We start from the raw sequence: 18,818 nt of genomic DNA, 5'->3' as shown, positions 1-18,818 counted from the left end.
AAAAGCACTTCCCCTCAAACTAACGATGTATTCACTAATAAAGAACATCTGTTTATGATTCTAATACATTAGTGGGAGAAAGTACAGGATAAAATGAAAAAAGTTGCGCAACAAGCTGCCAATTTGGTGAGCACGATCAAATTATTACTTATGGATACAAAATAGGACCTGAGGCAAAATTCAGTGTTTTGTCTCAGGCCTTACTAGTTATAATTTGGGGATTTTATAAATATCAAAACGTCAACTGGAGAATGAAGACGAGATGTGATTGATAACATGACAAGTATACTTCAGCTTTTACGAATAATCAAGCTCATTAAATGCTTATCGGTAAATAATTTTACTATTGGTATAGTTTAATAATTACTGTTAATGATTATTAGTTTGTCTTAATTATGATTACCGGACTAATTAAGCATATGTAAGTATAAAGTGACGAGATACTTGTTAAGTTGAATTTGCCAGCACCACTTATTATAATGATGACGCATTGTAAAAATAATTTGTCATGACCGGGAGGATAAGATGACAGCAAAATATATCATGGCAATCGATGAAGGAACTACTAGCACGCGCGCGATCATTTTTAATCACGACGGGCGAGAAGTCGGTGACGGCCAGCGTGAATTTCGGCAATATTTTCCCCATTCAGGCTGGGTCGAACACGATGCCAATGAGATTTGGAATGCGGTACAAGAGACGCTTGCCGATGCGTTGAGTAACGCTAAAATTCAACCCGCGCAAATTCAAGGTATTGGGATCACCAATCAACGGGAGACGACCGTGATCTGGGATAAAAAAACGGGACTGCCGATTTATAACGCGATCGTTTGGCAGTCGCGCCAGACTAATGAAATTGCACAAGAACTACAACAAAACGGTTATGCCAAAATGATCCATCAGAAAACGGGATTGATCGTCGATCCGTATTTTTCGGCGACTAAGATCCGCTGGATCCTCGACCACGTGCAAGGAGCGCAAGAACGGGCTGAACGCGGAGAATTGTTGTTCGGAACGATCGATACCTGGCTGACGTGGAAGCTAACGGGCGGCCAGGTGCACGTGACCGACTATTCGAATGCGTCGCGGACGATGTTATTTAACATTCACCAGTTGGAGTGGGATCAAGACATTTTGCAGTTGCTAAATATCCCGGCTTCGATGCTGCCGCAAGTTAAAGGCAATGCCGAAGTCTATGGCTACACTAAGGAATATAATTTTTACGGTAGTCAGATCCCCATCACGGGAATGGCGGGCGACCAGCAAGCCGCGTTGTTCGGCCAGTTGGCGTTGCAGCGGGGCATGGTGAAAAATACATACGGAACGGGTTCGTTTATCGTGATGAATATCGGCCATACCCCAACGCTGTCACAGAATAATTTATTGACCACGATCGCTTATGAGATCGACGGGCAGGTCAGTTACGCGTTAGAGGGGTCGGTTTTTGTTTCCGGCTCGGCGTTACAGTGGTTGCGTGACGGCATGAAAATGTTGGAAGCTGTGCCGCAATCGGAACAACTAGCTAGGGAGTCGGATAACGACGATGAAGTTTACGTGGTCCCCGCTTTTACGGGGTTGGGTGCGCCGTACTGGGATGCGGCGGCGCGTGGCGCAGTCTTTGGACTGACGCGTGGCACGACTAATAAGGATTTTGTGAAGGCGACGCTGCAGTCGTTAGCGTACCAAACGCGTGATGTGGTCGATACGATGAAGGCAGACACGCAAATCGAAATGCCTTTATTACGCGTTGACGGCGGCGCGGCACGCAATGATTACTTGCTGCAATTTCAGGCCGACTTGTTAAATATGCCGATCGAACGGGCACAAAATTTGGAAACGACGGCACGCGGGGTCGCGTTTTTGGCGGGCTTAGGTTGCGGTTTTTGGCGTGACGTGTCCGAACTAAAAGACATGTTTGCGGCCGGTAAGAGGTTTGTTCCCCAAATGCATGAGGATAGAAGAGAATATTTGTATTCGGGGTGGCAGTTGGCGGTCAAGGCCGCAAGGATGTTTAAAAGGTAGACTGCTTTGTTAAATGAATGATAAAAATCATCAAGGACGATGGGACCGTTAATGCGGTTTCGTGGTCCTTTTTTACGTACTATTGTTTAGCTAAATTCGTATTTTTGCTTTTTGATAACGCTAAAAATGAAATTGTGAGCCAAAAATTATTTTAAAAAGCGAATATAAAGTGTTATATTTGATGTGTTGTACGGAAAAAATAAAAGGAGGAGTTGGCAATGCAAAGGGATTTTTTATGGGGCGGCGCGACTGCAGCTTATCAGTGTGAAGGAGCCTATGACGTTGACGGTAAGGCCGAGTCTATGTGGGATCATTACCTCCACGAGCATCACTTGGAAAATGGCGATGTCGCAAGTGACCATTATCATCGTTACGAAGAAGATATTCGCATGATGAAAGAAGGCGGGCAAAATGCGTACCGTTTTTCGTTGTCATGGCCGCGGATCATTAAAAACCGTGAAGGTGAGATCAATCCTAAGGGGATCGCTTTTTACCGGCGGTTGATCGCTTGTTGTTTAGCCAACGGTATCACGCCTTTCGTGACGCTTTATCACTGGGATCTACCGCAGTACTGGCAAGAAGTTGGTGGTTGGTTAAACAAAGATACCTGTCAGGCATTTGCGCATTACGCCCAGGTTTGTTTTGCTGCTTTTGGCGACCAGGTCAAATTATGGACGACGTTTAATGAGCCTAAATGGTTCACGGTCAACGGTTATCTGATCGGCAATTATCCCCCCGGTGAAAATAACGTGCAGCACACGATCGAATGCGGCTTTAACGTGATGTACGCGAGTGCGCTAGCTGTACGGGTATTTAAACAGCATAATTATCAAGGACAGATCGGGATCGTACATAGTTACTCACCTATCGATGGAATAGATGAGCAGATCGAAACTAAAATTGCGATGCGTAACGCAGACAATTACGCTAACAACTGGATATTAGATACGGCGGCGCTGGGAGAATTTCCTATCGACCTGTGCGCCAAATTAGCCGCAGACTACGACCTTTCGTTTATGAAGCCGGAATTTTTACGGGTGATCAAGGAAAATACCGTCGATTTTTTGGGATTAAATTACTATGCTCGTACCCTAGTTAAGCCGTATACCTCTGGGGAAACTAAGATGGTGTTCAATCACAGCGGGAAAAAAGGGCAAACGCAAATGCGGCTCAAAGGTTGGTTTGAACAGGTGATGGATCCCAATAGCGAGTACACGGAATGGGATACAGAGATCTACCCGCGTGGGTTACAGGAAGGATTATTGCGCGCGGCTGCAAAGTACCAGTTACCGATCTACGTGACGGAAAACGGCGTTGGTTATCACGAAAACGTGGACGTCGCTCAGGTCAACGATGATTACCGGATCTCGTTTATGAACGATCATATCAATGCACTGATGAATGCGCAGGATCAGGGAGCTGATATTCGCGGTTACTTTGCGTGGGCCCCGTTTGACCTTTATTCGTGGATGAACGGTGTGCAAAAACGGTATGGCTTGGTGGCAGTTGATTTTGAGACGCAAAAAAGGACGCCCAAGGCATCTTATTACTGGTTTAAGCAAATAATTGCTACCAATGGCAAGGATATTAAACGCAGGGATTTTGAGTAGGGGGCAAAGAAAATGGGTTTTGCTAAAATAACGGCGAATATTGACAAGTACATCATGCCAGCTGCGACCAAGTTAGCTAAGCAGCGACATTTACAAGCGATTCGTGACACTTTTATGACGATTTTACCGATTACTTTGTTTGGCTCGTTTCCAGTGATCTTAGGTGCCGCGCCGCCGGTAACTAAAAATAGTAACGCATTTTTGCAAATGTGGGCCAGCTTTGCGCAGAATAATTCATTGACCTTAACTTGGCTAAGTACGGTAACGATGAACGCGATGTCGTTTTTTATCTGTATCGGAGTGACTTATTTTCTGTGCGTCCATTACAAAGAAAAACCTCTTTCTCCTATCATGTTAGCTGTGATCGGCTTTTTGATGCTAGTGTTAGACCCAAAAAAATTAGGATTTACCGGCAACATCGCCGATATCAGTTATTGGGACGGACGCGGGATCATCATCGCGTTGGTGATCGCGATTTTTACCGCTGAATCCTATCATGCCATGCGCAAAAGAAATTTCGGGAGGATCCAGATGCCAAAAGGAGTGCCCTCTTCTTTGTCCGAGTCGTTTGCTTCGATGATCCCGGCGGTAATGATCATGGCGGGTTTTGCTGTTATTTTTATTATTTTTCACGCCAACCATACGACCGTCGTTAAGGCATTATACAATGTCTTGTCACCGAGTTTTAAGGCCGCAGATAGCCTTCCCGTGACGATTTTTATGATCGTGTTAGTTCACGTGTTTTGGTTTTTCGGCATTCATGATGCTGCTTTAGCCGGGATTTTGAGTCCGATCCGCGATGGTAACTTATCGATCAACGCAGCTCAGCAGTTGGCGGGACACCAGCTATCACGGATCTTTACGACGCCGTTTTGGACTTACTTCGTGATTATCGGTGGCTGTGGCTCTGTGTTGTCACTAGCTTTGTTGCTGGTTTTTTCTAAGTCTAAACAGTTAAATACCGTTGGCAAAGTAGGGCTGGTCCCGGCATTTTTCGGTATTTCGGAACCGATGATCTTCGGGACACCCTTGATGTTAAACCCGATCTTCTTTTTGCCATTTGTCTTAACGTCGGTCGTTAACGGGACCGTGTCGTATATAATGATGTCTTTAGGAGTGATCAAAAAGACTTTTGCACTATTTTCCTGGCAAATGCCCGCACCGATCGGCGCGTTTTTATCGACGATGGACTGGCGCGCACCAGTATTAGTAATATTTTTGATCGTGTGTGATATGATTTTGTATTACCCGTTTTACAAGGCGTACGAAAGAAATCTATTGAAAATAGAAGCCAGTGATGCTTAGTAGTAACATCAGGGGTTAGGACACGATCGGACAATAGTTTACGAAAACAAAGCAGGGCCGGAGACAAAACGATGTTTGTCACCGCTCCCTGTTTTTGGTTTCCATAAGTAATAGACTTAATCAGTTTGACTCACAGCTTGTTTAATCGTGCTCGAAAACGCTTTTTATTGCAACTTCTTTTGTGCTATGCTAAATGATATTCAAAGGGGGGAAAACGAGGTGCAAAAAAGGACGGCTAAATTACAATATGCATTGTTAACGTTGGCGTTAGTTGTCTCGACGGTCACGGCCGGCGTGACGTTTCATTTCTTACGCGTAGCTCCTAACTATGATCCGGAAGATATCATGACCTTCATGTTTGCCTTTTTTGCCTTTTTTACCCCGTCATTGTTGGCATTATTTTTAGATTTTAAACCGCAACGGCACACGGCATTGAGTTTAATGTGGCTGTTGCTCATCGCAGTGTTGAGCGGCAATTGTTTTTGTTTTGCCCTCGACGTGATCGCAACTTCCAACGTGCTGTACGCTTTTAGCGGCATGTTGCTTTTTACGGTGGCCAATATGATGTTTTCCAACCGAAAAGTGGCGGTACTCATTGGTCTGGCAGCTGGGATAGCAGGCGGGTTGTTCTTGTATCACGTGGGACACGGAAGTAAAGCGAGTTGGATCATCTTATTAGCGGCGGTAATTTTATTTGCGCTGAGTGTAGTGACGCGTGCTGACATGCCCACGGTCAAAAAAGGGCAAGTGTTGCCGACACAATGGCAGAGCGCCGCGGCAGGGGCGTTGGAATTTTACGTGCATTTTTTGCGCTTTTTCACGTTACTGTTTGAGAGCAAGCGGGATATTGATTTCCATTTTTGAAATTGATGAAAATGTTAGTATAATAATAAATGTCAATTAAAATTTCATTGGGTTAAGTGGGAAGAAGCGACCTTCGTGGCAGAAAATCATTATTGGAGACGTAACATGCATATCCTAACTTTCGGTAATCTGATTGCCGGGGTTGGTTTTAGTATGGTGATTCCTTTTTTATCGTTATTTATTAAAACGCTGCAGCATTTTACCAGCGCCCAGCTATCGTTTTGGGCGGGGGCGGTGTACGCAGTCACCTTTATTATTTCGGCGATCTTTTCGCCGATTTGGGGAAAGTTAGCCGACAGACAGGGCAGAAAACCGATCATTTTGCGGGCTTCCTTAGGGATGGCGATCGTGATCGGCTGTATGGCGTTAGTTACAAATGTCTATGAGTTGCTGATCTTGCGGGCACTGCAGGGAATTTTTGCGGGCTACATCAGTAATTCAAACACCCTGGTCGCGACGACGGCTCCTTCCGCTAATGTCGGTCAGGCTTTAGGAGTTTTGACGACGGGAACCGTGATCGGTAACTTGTTAGGGCCGTTATTAGGCGGCGTGATCGCCCAGTCATTTGGTTACCGTTTGCCGTTTTTGATCACGGGGCTCTTGTTACTCAGTGCTTTTTTCCTGTGCTTGTTTTTCGTGAAAGAAGAATTTACGCCGGTCGAAAAAGGTGCCGAGCCTTCGCTAAAAGAGGTTTACCAGCAGCTTAGCGACCCGAAGTTGATCATCGGGATGTGTGTCACGACTTTCTTTATTCAAATGGCCAATAATTCGATCAACCCGATCATCAGTTTGTACGTTCACCAGTTGATGCACGGTAGTGGTAAAGTGGCGTTTATCAGCGGGTTGGTGACCGCGATGCCCGGGATTTCCGGCGCGCTATTGACTTCGCGTCTGGGTTCATTAGGCGACAAGATCGGGACTAAAAAGGTGTTGGTTGGCGGCTTGATTTTTGCGACGCTAGTTTATATTCCGCAATCTTTTGTTACTAATGTGTGGCAGTTGATGGGTCTGCGCTTTTTGGTGGGGATCTCTAATTCTGCGTTGTTGCCGCAGGTTCAAACGATTTTGGCAAAGGATAGTCCGCAGGCAATTTCCGGCCGGGTGTTTGGTTATAACCAGAGTTTCATGTACATCGGTAATTTCACGGGGCCGATGTTGGGCTCGCTAGTTTCCGGTTCGTTGGGTTACGGGATGGTCTTTTTGACGACGGCGATGATCGAATTACTAAACCTGGTGATCGTAACGCGGGTCACCAAGTCTCCTGCACAAAAGGGTGCTTAATGATTTAGTGACCAGAATATTTAGGATGGCTGTACTAAAAGGGTAGCCGAGACCAGTAATTGGTCTTGACTACCCTTTTTGGGTTCTATACTAACAAGCGTTGATGAACAAAAAATGCTTGTTAAGATAGAGCCGTTTAAAAAAATAATTTCTAGTATTTTTAATTTACTTGTTTTTTTTAGGCAACAATAAGAATAAAGGAATAATATTCAATGCAAGTGTTCCAACAAATAAAGCAACATCAGTGGTACCAAAACTACGACTATTTATTAAATCTTGAACAAAATTATTATAGTAATATCCAGGGAAAATCATTTGTAATTTACTAATAATATTAATAAAATTTCCCGTTCCCATTTGTTCGAATGGGACAATGGTCAATGCAGCAAAAATAATAAGGGGAAAGCTAACAGCATCAATCAATTTGAAGTCTAATTTAGCCCCCATAAAGAATCCAATAGCACTAAAGTATAAGCCCATGATCATCAATAAAATAAATTGTACGATTAATGTATTTTCTACTTTAAGATTGAAAAATAAAATTGCTGAAATGAAAACTACCATAAATATCATAGCATTTAAAACTAGTTGAACGATTCCTTGATCCCAAAAAAATTTCTTAATTGAATATTTTGAGAACATAGATTGGAATGTATAAAATTGCGTATTTGATGATATTCTTTTACTAAACGTTGCCAAACTGTTTCCAATAATACCAATAAATGTTGCAATTCCAAGCATTACAATAGGTGAGAGCGTGTTTTGTAAATTATAAAGTAAAAAATACCATATTACAGGAATGAATACGGTAAACATTAAAAAGCGTTTGTTTCTGATAACTTGCTTAAGTTGAATTAGTTTAATCATTATTAGCCTCCAATAACTACATTTCTGTAGAATTATTCAATGGTGTTTCCTTGTTTATGAATGTCAGAAACCTTAACATCAGATAAGATACAGCCATCTTTCAAAATCATTACTCGATTAAAATAATTATCAATTTGATTAAAATCATGCGTAATAATCATAGATGTGTAATTTCTTCCTTTCATCAAAGTCCAAAATTGATCAACTGATTGTAAATCCATTCCAGTAGTTGGTTCATCTAGGAATAACAGTTTTGGTTGATTTACTTGACTAATAAGAAGTGAAAGTCTTCGTTTTTGTCCACCAGAAAGAGAACTCACGAAATTATTACCAGCACCCTGTAAATCAACGTCTGATAATAGACGGTTTATATCACCGTTTTTTAAACCACACATATTTAATTTTAGCTTCACCAATTCTTGAACTTTTAAATCATCAATTAGAATATCTTCTTGAGGCATCATTCCTACTTCTGTATTAAAATTCAAATCGGTTTTGATTTCTCCATTATTTGGTTTATCTAAGCCAGCTAACACATTGAATAAAGTTGTTTTTCCAGCACCATTACTTCCTAATAATGCCACATTATCTCCTTTATTGAGAGTAAATGATACCCCCTTTAAAACTTCTTTATTCTTATATTTCTTATGAATATCTGTAACCTGTAACATATTATTTTGCTCCTTATTAAATTGGTGTTTCCTCGATATATTCTGTTAATTAGTATCTTAGGGTAATATTGGACAGACTTTTTCTACAACTATCCAATCGACTTTTTGCAGATAATCAGTTATTACATCAAAAGATAATGAAGAGTTATAGTTTGATATATATAGGATTTTCAAATTTATTCGTAAATTGCAAGAATAAGTTAGCCACTTATAGAAAAGTTGACTAGTCAAGAATTTCACGAATCATTAATTCATTTTTTAAGCGGTTTGTTGGTGGCGCGCGGAGCCCAGTTCTTTTTGAAAAGCTTCAGCTGGAGTTTGATAATTTAATAATCTGCGCGGCAAGTGATTGAGTCTGTTTTATTCTGACTCCTAAGTCAAATGAAGAATTTGCCAAAGAACTCGGCCCGACAAGCGCAGGCGAAAAACATGCTAAGCGAGAAAACCAGTCACTGGTTATCGCGTTTGGCATGTTGGAATATTCACTTTTAACCTGTAGTTTTTATTTTATAGTTTAATGCACTTGATTTCATAATTGCGCTCCGCAAGGCAACAGTTTTGATCTAGCTACGACCAACAAAAGTCTAAAAGCGACTTTTTGTTGGTCTAGGCTAGCTCGCAACTGCTGAACGACTTGACCCGCAGCTTTTCATAATTGCGCTCCAGCTGGCAGCCGCTTACGTTTAACTACGCTAAAAAGCAAAGCCAAATTCAGGCTTTACTTTCCAGCTAGGTTAATCCTCAGCAGCTAAGCACCAGCTTCCGCAGCTTGATTCATAGCTTATCCTTTTTTCACCGGTCTGTCCGGTACTTCTACTTTTGCCCCATCTTCTGGGAAGTAGACTTGGTACCATAAAATGAAAGTATAGATCGTAAAGATCTTTTGCATACTTGATTTACCGTTAACGTGTGCCTGCAAAATCTTCAGTAACTCGTCGGTATTAAAGAATTTCTCAGCTACCGCCGAAGTGAAAGCTCGTTCGATGCGCTTGCGGTACTTATCCTCACTGATCCAAGATGCGACCGGTGACGGGAAGCCCATCTTTTCTTTTTCGGCGACTTCGTTAGGTACTTCGTTAGCCGCTGCCGCCCGAAATGCTGCCTTAGTTTCCTTACCGCTGACCCGGGTAGCAACGGGCATCTTAGCGGCGTAGGCAGCGACTTCTTTATCGACTAGCGGGGTCCGAACTTCCAACGAATTGGCCATGCTCATGCGGTCGGCTTTATGCAAGATGTCGTAAGGCAGCCAGGTGTTGATGTCAAAATATTGCATCTGAGTGATCTCGTCTTTACCCGTGACGTCACTAAAGAAGTGTTGGGTATAAGCGCCGCTGTCCCGGTTATTTTCGGGATGCTTCATGATCTTGCTTCTCTCATGGTAATTGAAGACATAGTTCACGCGGTAATAGCGTTCGCTTAGTGGCTGCGCGCCACGTACTAGGAAGCGTTGCCCGTGAAAACGCGGGCGGTCAACGACCATTTTACTGAGCCAGTTGCGGATCGCGCGGGGAACGTATTTTTGGTAGCGGGTAAATGGCCCGGCTTCCAGATAAGTGTTATAGCCCCCGAAAAATTCATCGGCACCTTCGCCGGAAAGTGCGACTTTAACGTGCTTGCTGGTCTCTTCTGACAGGTAAAACAGTTGCATTGCCGACGGGTTGGAGAGCGGTTCGTCCATGTAATACATAATAGTAGGCAAAATATCGAAGTAATCGTCGCCGTTCATCGTGATCGGCGTATTTTGCTGGTCGATTTTTTGTGAGAAACGCTGCGCCCAGTCGATCTCGCTGTACTTAGAATTGTTAAACCCTAGAGTAAACGACTGGATAGGTTGTTGTTTGGCGGCTTCATTTAGCACAAAACTAGAATCGACACCGCTGGACAAGAAACTGCCAACTTCCACGTCTGCGATCAAATGTTTTTTAACGGACTGGTCGACGATCTCGGTGATCTCCGGCGCGTCTTTGGCGATTGTTTGCTGATCGTCGATCTGGTCGTAGCTAAATTTAAAGTAGCGGTGAGTTTCAGTTTGCCCGCTTGCTATTTTATGGATAAAGTAATGACCGGGTTCGAGTTTATAAACGTTTTTAAACATCGTGTCTTTGGAAGGAATAAACTCGAAGCTCAGTTGGATCGCTAAGAGGTCCTCGTTAAATTCCTTGACAAAATTGGGATGATCTAAAAAGGCCTTGATCTCGGAGCCCCACATGAAGGTTTGGTGATCATCGTAATAGTAAAGCGGCTTGATGCCGAAATGATCGCGGGCCCCGAAGATCTCTTGTTTTTGTCGGTCGTAAATTACGAAGGCAAACATGCCGCGGAGTTTTTGTAAGAGTTCGGGACCCCAAGCGTCATAGCCGTGTAATAAGACTTCGGAATCGACTTCTGTGGTAAATTGATAACCTAAATTTTGTAATTGTTTTTTGAGTTCTTTGTAATTGTAGATTTCGCCGTTAAACGTCAGGATGCTAGACACTGAGGCGTTTTGCATCGGTTGTTGCCCGTGATTTAAATCGATGATCGACAACCGCCGAAAACCCATGGAGACGTGCTCGTCTTGGTAATAGCCTTCGTCGTCGGGACCGCGGTGTTTGATTCGGTTAGCCATGTCGACGATTGTTTGTTTATTAGTGTTTGGTTGATTGATGAAGCCAACAAAACCACACATAAATTTCACTACCTTCACTATAAATTCTTTTTTAGTACCCCTAATTATGCATGCAAAGGGGGTAAAAAAGCAAGCTGCACAGCTAAGCGATTAGCAGTCGTGGACTAAGTGGCACTGAACGGCAAATCCTGCATTTGGATTTGTCGTGAGGTGTCCTTAGGACCTAGACTGCTGCTTAGCGGAGCGCGATTAAGTCCAAGTTGTGAGGCAAGTCGGGAGCAACCGAGGATTAGCCTAATATCACCATTAAGCCTGAACTTGGCTTGGTGGTGATATGTAGCTAAACGCAGGGTGCTGACTTGTTGAGCGCAATTAGACAATTTACACTAATGGCACTTACCGAGCACAATTCCCATTCCATGACATTTGTCATCTTTTTTGGTGGCAAAGGCAACTGTGGGAAGGCCCGCCTTTTTTGTAAGCTAATAACGAGGAGGGTCAATGATGAAATCAATTATTGAAATTCAAAACTTGAACTTTGCTTACCGGCCACATACTAAGGAAGTTTTGCGCGGGGTGAACCTGACGGTCAAACCGGGACAGATCATCGGTTTGTTGGGCGAAAATGGCGCGGGTAAATCGACGCTATTAAAGTTACTTTTAGGTTTACTGCCCCAAACTAGCGGACAAATAAGTGTGTTGGGCCAAAAGCCGACTAACGTTATTTGCCGCCAAGAAATTGGTGTGATGTTTCAAAATGACCTAACACTAAGAAACATTCGGGTAGCCGAGTTGCTTGCAGAAACGGCGTGTCATTATCAACATCCCTTAGCCGTGAAACAGTTATTGCAAGATTTAGGTTTAGCACAATTGAAAAGGAGCTTTTTATCAGACTTGTCGGGCGGACAGCGCCGTACCGTTTCACTGGCCGTGGCGTTGGTGGGGGACCCGCAAATTTTATTACTGGACGAACCAACCGTAGGAATGGATGTTAATGTCCGGCAACAATTTTGGCAAATGATCACCAAATTACAACAACGAGGAAAAACGATGGTGATCACCAGTCATTATTTAGACGAGATCCAGGCGATTGCGTCGCGTTTATTAGTGTTGGTGCACGGCAAGTTGTCGTTTGACGGCACGTTAGCTCAACTGCAACGCAGATATAACTCGACGACGGTGAAGTTTGTGTCGGATTTATCCGCCAGTCAGCTTCAACGAATCACGGGGCTCAAGTTTCAGACTAAAGGCAAGCAATTTTCTTGTCAAACGGCCGCGCCGGTATTAGTTTTACGCAAATTACTAGCTCAAGTGACTGATATCCGTGAACTCAGCGTTTTCCCGCCTGATCTAGAACAACTTTTTGTGACGCTAACTAAGGAGGATGAAGTCAATGCGGCTCTTTAAACAACAGGTAAAATTCGACTTATTACGCTTGATTGGACGTAACTTATCTTTTTTATTCTTTTCGTTACTGCTGCCAGCGGGATTTTACCTGTTATTTACGAAGGTATTTTCGTTTGGCACACCCGCGGAAATGGCGCAAGTAAAACTCGATTATATGGGCAGCATGATCGTTTATAGTATCTTGATCAGCGCGTTGTACAGTGTCGCGGAAATTTTACACGGCGACAGACAACAAGGGTTGCAGTTGCACATGACTTTACTACCCCACGGTCGGAGCTGTTATTACGCATCGCTATTGCTGTGTATGGAGATCATGGACCTACTGAGCGTCTTAGTGATCGGCGGGTTAGCGCTGGTTGTCAATAACGTTACTTTAACTGTCAGCCAAGCATTGTTGGTGATCTTACTGTTGATAGTGGGACAAATTTCGTTTTTATTGGTCGGTGTGGCAATTTCTTACGTGAAAAACGGGCAAACTATCGGTGTGGTCAGTAATTTGCTGATGTTTCCCAGTGCGATCATGAGCGGACTGTGGGTACCATTTGAATTTTTACCGCACTGGATCCGGCTGATCGGGCGTTACCTGCCGCCGTATTATTTAAACCAGCTCATGAGTGCAATTTTACATCAGCGTACCATGGCCGCTAGCGCTTGTTTAGGACTTGTCAGTTGGACTGTAATTTTTGCTTTATTGGTCTGGTTTTTGTGGTATTATCAAAATAAAAAAGGAGGCAGTGTGAGTGTGGCATAAATTGCTACATATCGACCGCTTTTGGCGTTTTTTTGCGACTTATATCTGGCTGTTGTACTTGCCGTTTACCATATTGAATTACCTACCAGTCACTAAACCGACGGACGTTTTGTGGCTCGTGTTATGCGTTTTGTTTTTACTATTTTACGTGTTAGGCTCAGAAGATTTTAGTAAACGTTGGCGCAGTTGGGCATTAGTGTGCGAGTTGTTGCTTACTTTTGCCTTTGCTTTTTTTCAGTTTAACTTTTACATGCTGATGTTTACCGCGTGGCATTCGTTTTTTTCTTTGGTACTGGTCAATTTAAAAAGGTACTACCAATTTTTGTTTGCTTATTATTTTTTGCTGCTACTAGCAGCCGCCCATTTTGGATATTCGATCACGCATTTATCTTTAGGAATGATCAGCGTGATGGCGACTGCGCTGGTCATTGATGTGGTGACACCGCTGGTTTTATTTTTATTGCAGGGATCGTTTAATCGGCGTCAACAGTTGCTGGAACTGAGCACGACTAATAATCGTTTGGAAAATAGCATTCGCCAAAAAGAGCGGGACCGGATCGCCCGTGACCTCCACGATTCACTAGGACAGTCGCTATCATTGATCACGATCAAAGCGCAGTTAGCTAAGAAACTACTGGTCAAAAAACCGGAGCAAGTCGTGGCGCAATTAGATGATATCGAACAGGCTAGTCGCAATAATTTACAGTTGATGCGCCAGGTCATCGATGATATGCAGCAACTGACGATCAGTGAGGCGTTATTAAAGCAGGGTAAAAATTTGACGGCGGCTAAGATCGCTTTGGTGACTAACGGCGAACAAGAAGCTTACGATTGGTCGCAAAAAGCACAGCAAGTTGTCGGTTTCGTTTTAGTGGAAGCAATTACCAACGTGGTACGTTACGCCCACGCGCAAAAAGTGACGGTTGTTTTTAGCCAAACAGCGACAAAATACCAAGTAATGATCACAGACGACGGGCACGCGGCGCAATTAGAACGCGTGGGTGGCCACGGAATCGCGGGAATGAAAGCCCGCGTAGCGCAAGCCAACGGAACGTTTGCGATCAGTAGCAAGTTTGGTACCCAAATCGAGCTCACTTTGCCTAAAGGAGAATAAATGATCACATTATACTTAGCGGAAGATCAAAGTATGTTAAATTCAGCGTTAGTGCAATTATTGGAATTAGAAGATGATCTGCACGTGGTCGGCAGTAGCCAAGACGGCCAGCAGGCTTACCAACAGATCAAACAATTACGTCCCCAAGTCGCGGTGTTGGACATTGAAATGCCCCATTTGAGTGGCTTAGAGATCGCTGCTAAATTGCACGCGCAAGCTTTACCAGTCAAAGTGGTGATCCTAACCGTGTTTGCCCAGCAAGCATATTTTGAAGCGGCGGTTGCGGCTCAGGTGGCAGGTTACTTATTAAAGGACAGCCCCAGCGCGGAACTGATCACGACGATCCACCGGGTGATGCAAGGAGAAACTGTGTATGCGCCGGAGTTGGTGGTGAATATGTTGCGTGCGGAACATAATCCACTGACTAAAAGAGAGGTAGAAGTATTACAAAAAGTACAGCAAGGAGCAACTGCAAAGCAGATCGCAGCGCAGTTATTTTTGGCGCCGGGTACGGTCCGCAACTATTTGTCGGCGATCTTTAGCAAACTAGGAGTTCATAGCAGGATAGAGGCGCTGAGGGTAGCGGAAAAAAATAAGTGGATATAACAAGCTGCGAAGCTAAGCGGTTAGTAGTCGTGGACTAAGTGGCACTGAACGGCAAATCCCGCACTTGGATTTGTCGTGAGGTGTCCTTAGGACCTAGACTGCTGCTTGACGGAGCGCAATTATGAAAAGCTGCGGAGCCAGGCGTTCAGCAGTTGCGAGCTAGCCTAGTCCAGTAATAAGGCGCATTTGGACTTGTTGTTCGTAGCTAGACATAGGTTGCTGGCTTGATGAGCGCGATTAAGTCCAAGCTGCGGAGCCAAGCGGTTAGCAGTCGTGGACTAAGTGGCAGTGAAAGATAAATCCTGTACTTGGATTTGGCTTTCACTGTCCTTAGGACCTAGACTGCTGCTTAGCGGAGCGCAATTATACAAGCTGTGGAAGCTGGCGTTTAGCCACCATAATGGTGTTTTTTTTATTATCGTGGTTGACAAATGTAAATCTAATGTTAGAATGATGTTGATTACAAATGTAAACAAAGGGTGGTGAGGGAGTGCAGACTGCAAGCGCCGAGATCACTGCAGCGGAGTGGCAAGTTATGCGTGTTGTGTGGACTAAAGGACAGGTCAGTAGCGAGGAAGTCAGTGAGTTGTTGCAAGATAAATGGTCGGCTTCGACGGTCAAAACTTTACTGCGTCGTTTAGTGGCTAAAAAAGTTTTGCAGACGACTAAAAACGGCCGTAAGTTTATCTACCGCGCGTGCATCGATGAAAAAGAAGCGATGCAACGGTTGGTAACGACGGTTTTCTCACAGCTGTGTGCAACTAAAAAGGGAAGTGTGCTGGCGGATTTGGTGCGCCAAGTGACGTTGAGTCAAGCAGATATTGCTGAACTACAACGGATTTTAACGGCTAAAGCGCAAACGGCGCCGACTCAAGTTGCTTGTGATTGCCTGACCACTGCACGGTGTTGCTGTCACCAAAATAGTTAGGAGGCTGTTATGATTAAAATCATTGTTTTACTGCTCGGACTGGTGCTGATCGCTTTTATCGTTTGGTGGTTTTTCGGTAAGCATGACGTTGAGGTCCAACGAGCCGCAGTGACACAAAACGAACAGAGCGTCGACATTCAAGTTAAGGGTGGCTATTCACCCGAACAGGTAGTGTTACGACAAGGGGTACCGGCGACGCTGAATTTTACCCGCACGGATCCGTCGAGTTGTTTGGACCGGGTCGTGTTTGCGGATTTTGGCATTAACCGTGCTTTGCCCCAAAATCAAACCGAACACATTAAGATCGACACCTCTAAACCCGGTGAATATGGTTGGGCGTGTGGCATGGATATGTTTCACGGTAAAGTGATCATTAAATAATGGGGAGGAATTAAAATGAATACAACACAACAAGCAAAAGTGACGGTGGCAGGAGGCTACGAGCCAGAAGTAGTGGAGTTGAAGGCAGGAGTTCCTACGGAATTGACCTTTACGCGGACTAACGAACAGGGCTGTTTAGATGTCGTTCATTCTCACGAACTGGGATTTGAAACCGAGTTGCCGCTCAACCAGCCGCAGACAGTTAAATTGCAGGCTTTAACGCCGGGCAAGTATGATTTTAGTTGCGGGATGGACATGTTTCACGGCACGATCGAGGTTAAATAGATGAAAATTACGACGCGCTTTTGGCTGTCGTTAGTTTTAGCGTTGCCCATGTTACTGGAAATGATCTTGCACCCGCTATTTGGTTGGATGCTGCCAGGGGGTAAGTGGACGATGTTTGTGCTCACTACGATCGTAATGGTACTGTCAGCGCGGCCGTTTATCACAAGCGCGTGGGCGGCGTTTACCAAACATCACGCTAATATGGACACCTTGGTGGCGCTAGGAACGGGCACGGCCTATCTTTATAGCGTGTATGCGCTGTTGGCCGCCAAGGAAGTCTTTTTTGAAAGTGCTGCTTTTGTGATTGCGTTTGTTTTATTAGGACAGGTGCTGGAAGAAAAGATGCGCAATAACGCCGCAGGTGCACTGACTAAATTGTTGGACTTACAGGCTAAAGAAGCGGAAGTTCAGCGGGGAACGGAATTTGTCAAGGTTCCCGTTGATCAAATCGCGGTCGGCGATCTGATCCGGGTCAAACCGGGAGAAAAAATCGCTGTCGATGGGGTCGTTACGAGTGGAACGTCGAGCGTTGACGAGGCGATGGTCACCGGGGAAAGTTTGCCGGTCACTAAAACTACCGGTGCTACCGTGATCGGGTCTACGATCAACCAGACGGGGACTTTTGTTTTTCAGGCCCAAAAAATCGGCAAAGACACGATGTTAGCGCAGATCGTCGACTTGGTCGGTAAAGCACAAAACAGTCACGCGCCGATCCAAAAATTAACGGATAAGGTAGCCGACGTTTTCGTGCCGGCAGTCGTGATCTTGGCCATTTTGACGTTTTTAGTCTGGTACGTTGCATTGGGTGCCAGTGTGGTCAAGGCTTTGTTATTTGCGGTCTCGGTTTTAGTGATCGCTTGTCCGTGTGCCTTGGGACTAGCGACGCCTACTGCTTTGATGGTCGGAACTAATTTAGGTGCTAAGATGGGAATTTTAATCAAAGACGGGACAGTTTTAGAAGCCGCTAACGATGTTCAAACGGTCGTATTTGATAAGACCGGAACGCTGACTAAGGGGACCCCGCAAGTTACTGATGTGGTCGGCCCCAAAGATGAGGTATTGAGTTTAGCGGCCAGCTTAGAGGCTAATTCGGAACATCCGTTAGCCGCAGCGATTATGACGCGGGCCCAGGAATTGCAGTTAGAACTGCAGTCGGTAACGGATTTTCAGGCGCACGAAGGTCAGGGCGTGACCGGCAAAATTGCGGGCCAGGCAGTTTTTGTCGGTAGGTCTGATGCGGAAATGAATGCAGAGCTGAAAACTAAGTTAGTAAAGCTGCAGGCCGCGGCTAAAACGGTGGTCTTGGTGGGTAAAAATGAACAGGTCATTGGCTTGATCGCCATTCAAGATGAGCCTAAAGAAAACGCGGCAGCTGCACTGACGGCTTTGAAAAAGCGGGGCCTGAAAACCGTGATGCTGACTGGCGATAATCAGCGGGTAGCGGCTACGATCGGCAAGCAAGTTGGGATCGAACGCGTGATCGCGCAAGTGTTACCGGCGGATAAAGCCGCACAGATCGAAAAGTTACAACAGGATGGTAAGGTAGCGTTTGTCGGTGACGGGATCAACGACGCACCGGCATTGACTACGGCAGACGTCGGGATCGCGATGGGTTCCGGCACGGACGTAGCTTTAGAGTCCGGAGGGATCGTGTTGGTCAAAAACGACCTGATGGATGTTTACCGGGCACTAGAGTTGAGTAGAAAAACGTTTAATCGTATCAAATTGAATTTATTTTGGGCGTTTATCTACAATATTTTGGGCATCCCGGTGGCGGCCGGGGTATTTGCGGGCTTCGGACTGGTGTTAAGTCCGGCGCTGGCAGGACTAGCGATGGCGTTTAGTTCGCTGTCGGTGGTCACGAGCTCGGTGCTACTAGGAAAAAACAAGCTGCGGAAAGCGGCGCTTAACAGTCGAGGACTAGCCTAGGTCAGCAATAAGTCGGTTTAGGACTTGTTGTTGACCGTAGCTAGACACAGACTGTTGCCGCTTGGAGCGCAATTAGACAAGCTGTGAGGCAAGCCGCTTAGCAGTCGTGGACTAAGGGCACGGCGAAACAAATCCTGTACTTGGATTTGATTTGACGTGTGCTTAGGACCCTAGACTGCTGGCTTGCCG

16 protein-coding genes are annotated in these 18,818 nt (G+C 44.9%); 13 read left to right on the top strand and 3 right to left on the bottom strand.

Annotation, left to right across the window (positions count from 1 at the left end):
- The first annotated feature begins 525 nt into the window (after positions 1-525).
- The 5 genes from glpK to ACSYSK_RS09385 all read left to right on the top strand — a co-directional run bounded on the left by glpK (position 526) and on the right by ACSYSK_RS09385 (position 7,082).
- Entirely contained in the window at positions 526-2,022 is a 1,497-nt protein-coding gene (gene glpK / locus ACSYSK_RS09405) for a glycerol kinase GlpK (protein ID WP_491714880.1), read from the top strand.
- Between the two features lie 218 nt (positions 2,023-2,240).
- The gene (locus ACSYSK_RS09400; RefSeq protein WP_491714879.1) at positions 2,241-3,632 is read left to right on the top strand and encodes a glycoside hydrolase family 1 protein; all 1,392 of its coding nucleotides are present in this window, start codon (positions 2,241-2,243) and stop codon (positions 3,630-3,632) included.
- A gap of 12 nt (positions 3,633-3,644) precedes the next feature.
- Positions 3,645-4,937 (top strand): PTS sugar transporter subunit IIC, encoded by a 1,293-nt coding sequence (locus tag ACSYSK_RS09395; protein WP_491714878.1) that lies wholly within the window; start codon positions 3,645-3,647, stop codon positions 4,935-4,937.
- A gap of 219 nt (positions 4,938-5,156) precedes the next feature.
- On the top strand, positions 5,157-5,801 hold the full coding sequence (locus ACSYSK_RS09390; protein ID WP_491714877.1) for a hypothetical protein: 645 nt from the start codon (positions 5,157-5,159) through the stop codon (positions 5,799-5,801).
- A gap of 75 nt (positions 5,802-5,876) precedes the next feature.
- Complete coding sequence (locus ACSYSK_RS09385; protein WP_491714876.1) at positions 5,877-7,082, top strand: multidrug efflux MFS transporter; 1,206 nt, start codon at positions 5,877-5,879, stop codon at positions 7,080-7,082.
- Between the two features lie 165 nt (positions 7,083-7,247).
- Here ACSYSK_RS09385 and ACSYSK_RS09380 read toward each other — a convergent pair whose 3' ends face one another.
- The 3 genes from ACSYSK_RS09380 to asnB form a co-directional block, all read right to left on the bottom strand.
- A complete protein-coding gene (locus ACSYSK_RS09380; protein ID WP_491714875.1) occupies positions 7,248-7,949 on the bottom strand; it encodes an ABC transporter in 702 nt (233 codons plus the stop codon).
- 32 nt (positions 7,950-7,981) lie between these two features.
- A complete protein-coding gene (locus ACSYSK_RS09375) occupies positions 7,982-8,620 on the bottom strand; it encodes an ABC transporter ATP-binding protein (protein ID WP_491714874.1) in 639 nt (212 codons plus the stop codon).
- Between the two features lie 781 nt (positions 8,621-9,401).
- The gene (asnB, locus tag ACSYSK_RS09370; protein WP_491715886.1) at positions 9,402-11,288 is read right to left on the bottom strand and encodes an asparagine synthase (glutamine-hydrolyzing); all 1,887 of its coding nucleotides are present in this window, start codon (positions 11,286-11,288) and stop codon (positions 9,402-9,404) included.
- A 441-nt stretch (positions 11,289-11,729) separates the two neighbouring features.
- Here asnB and ACSYSK_RS09365 point away from each other — a divergent pair, with 441 nt between their 5' ends.
- From ACSYSK_RS09365 to ACSYSK_RS09330, 8 genes are all read left to right on the top strand, one after another.
- Positions 11,730-12,635, top strand: coding sequence for an ABC transporter ATP-binding protein (locus ACSYSK_RS09365; protein WP_491714873.1), 906 nt, complete (start codon positions 11,730-11,732; stop codon positions 12,633-12,635).
- The gene (locus ACSYSK_RS09360; protein ID WP_491714872.1) at positions 12,622-13,386 is read left to right on the top strand and encodes an ABC transporter permease; all 765 of its coding nucleotides are present in this window, start codon (positions 12,622-12,624) and stop codon (positions 13,384-13,386) included. The genes ACSYSK_RS09365 and ACSYSK_RS09360 overlap by 14 nt, the downstream gene beginning before the upstream one ends.
- The gene (locus tag ACSYSK_RS09355) at positions 13,376-14,500 is read left to right on the top strand and encodes a sensor histidine kinase (protein WP_491714871.1); all 1,125 of its coding nucleotides are present in this window, start codon (positions 13,376-13,378) and stop codon (positions 14,498-14,500) included. Before ACSYSK_RS09360 ends, ACSYSK_RS09355 begins: the two co-directional genes overlap by 11 nt.
- Positions 14,501-15,106, top strand: coding sequence for a response regulator transcription factor (locus ACSYSK_RS09350; RefSeq protein WP_491714870.1), 606 nt, complete (start codon positions 14,501-14,503; stop codon positions 15,104-15,106).
- A gap of 490 nt (positions 15,107-15,596) precedes the next feature.
- Positions 15,597-16,034 (top strand): CopY/TcrY family copper transport repressor, encoded by a 438-nt coding sequence (locus ACSYSK_RS09345; RefSeq protein WP_491714869.1) that lies wholly within the window; start codon positions 15,597-15,599, stop codon positions 16,032-16,034.
- A 9-nt stretch (positions 16,035-16,043) separates the two neighbouring features.
- Positions 16,044-16,415, top strand: a complete 372-nt coding sequence (locus tag ACSYSK_RS09340; RefSeq protein WP_491714868.1) for a cupredoxin domain-containing protein — start codon at positions 16,044-16,046, stop codon at positions 16,413-16,415.
- Between the two features lie 15 nt (positions 16,416-16,430).
- A complete protein-coding gene (locus ACSYSK_RS09335) occupies positions 16,431-16,700 on the top strand; it encodes a cupredoxin domain-containing protein (RefSeq protein ID WP_491714867.1) in 270 nt (89 codons plus the stop codon).
- The gene (locus tag ACSYSK_RS09330; protein WP_491714866.1) at positions 16,701-18,629 is read left to right on the top strand and encodes a copper-translocating P-type ATPase; all 1,929 of its coding nucleotides are present in this window, start codon (positions 16,701-16,703) and stop codon (positions 18,627-18,629) included.
- The last annotated feature ends 189 nt before the right edge of the window (positions 18,630-18,818 follow it).

The organism is Ligilactobacillus sp. ESL1201 (genome assembly GCF_058503265.1).
This window is presented reverse-complemented; position numbering and strand designations above follow the sequence as displayed.

Bases quoted from the DNA above. Each gene is read 5' to 3' on its own strand.
- ACSYSK_RS09365 (WP_491714873.1), top strand. From the start codon at position 11,730: ATGATGAAATCAATTATTGAAATTCAAAACTTGAACTTTGCTTACCGG.
- ACSYSK_RS09330 (WP_491714866.1), top strand. From the start codon at position 16,701: ATGAAAATTACGACGCGCTTTTGGCTGTCGTTAGTTTTAGCGTTGCCC.
- ACSYSK_RS09400 (WP_491714879.1), top strand. From the start codon at position 2,241: ATGCAAAGGGATTTTTTATGGGGCGGCGCGACTGCAGCTTATCAGTGT.
- ACSYSK_RS09340 (WP_491714868.1), top strand. From the start codon at position 16,044: ATGATTAAAATCATTGTTTTACTGCTCGGACTGGTGCTGATCGCTTTT.
- glpK (WP_491714880.1), top strand. From the start codon at position 526: ATGACAGCAAAATATATCATGGCAATCGATGAAGGAACTACTAGCACG.
- ACSYSK_RS09335 (WP_491714867.1), top strand. From the start codon at position 16,431: ATGAATACAACACAACAAGCAAAAGTGACGGTGGCAGGAGGCTACGAG.
- ACSYSK_RS09360 (WP_491714872.1), top strand. From the start codon at position 12,622: ATGCGGCTCTTTAAACAACAGGTAAAATTCGACTTATTACGCTTGATT.
- ACSYSK_RS09375 (WP_491714874.1), bottom strand. From the start codon at position 8,620: ATGTTACAGGTTACAGATATTCATAAGAAATATAAGAATAAAGAAGTT.
- ACSYSK_RS09395 (WP_491714878.1), top strand. From the start codon at position 3,645: ATGGGTTTTGCTAAAATAACGGCGAATATTGACAAGTACATCATGCCA.
- ACSYSK_RS09380 (WP_491714875.1), bottom strand. From the start codon at position 7,949: ATGATTAAACTAATTCAACTTAAGCAAGTTATCAGAAACAAACGCTTT.
- ACSYSK_RS09350 (WP_491714870.1), top strand. From the start codon at position 14,501: ATGATCACATTATACTTAGCGGAAGATCAAAGTATGTTAAATTCAGCG.
- asnB (WP_491715886.1), bottom strand. From the start codon at position 11,288: ATGTGTGGTTTTGTTGGCTTCATCAATCAACCAAACACTAATAAACAA.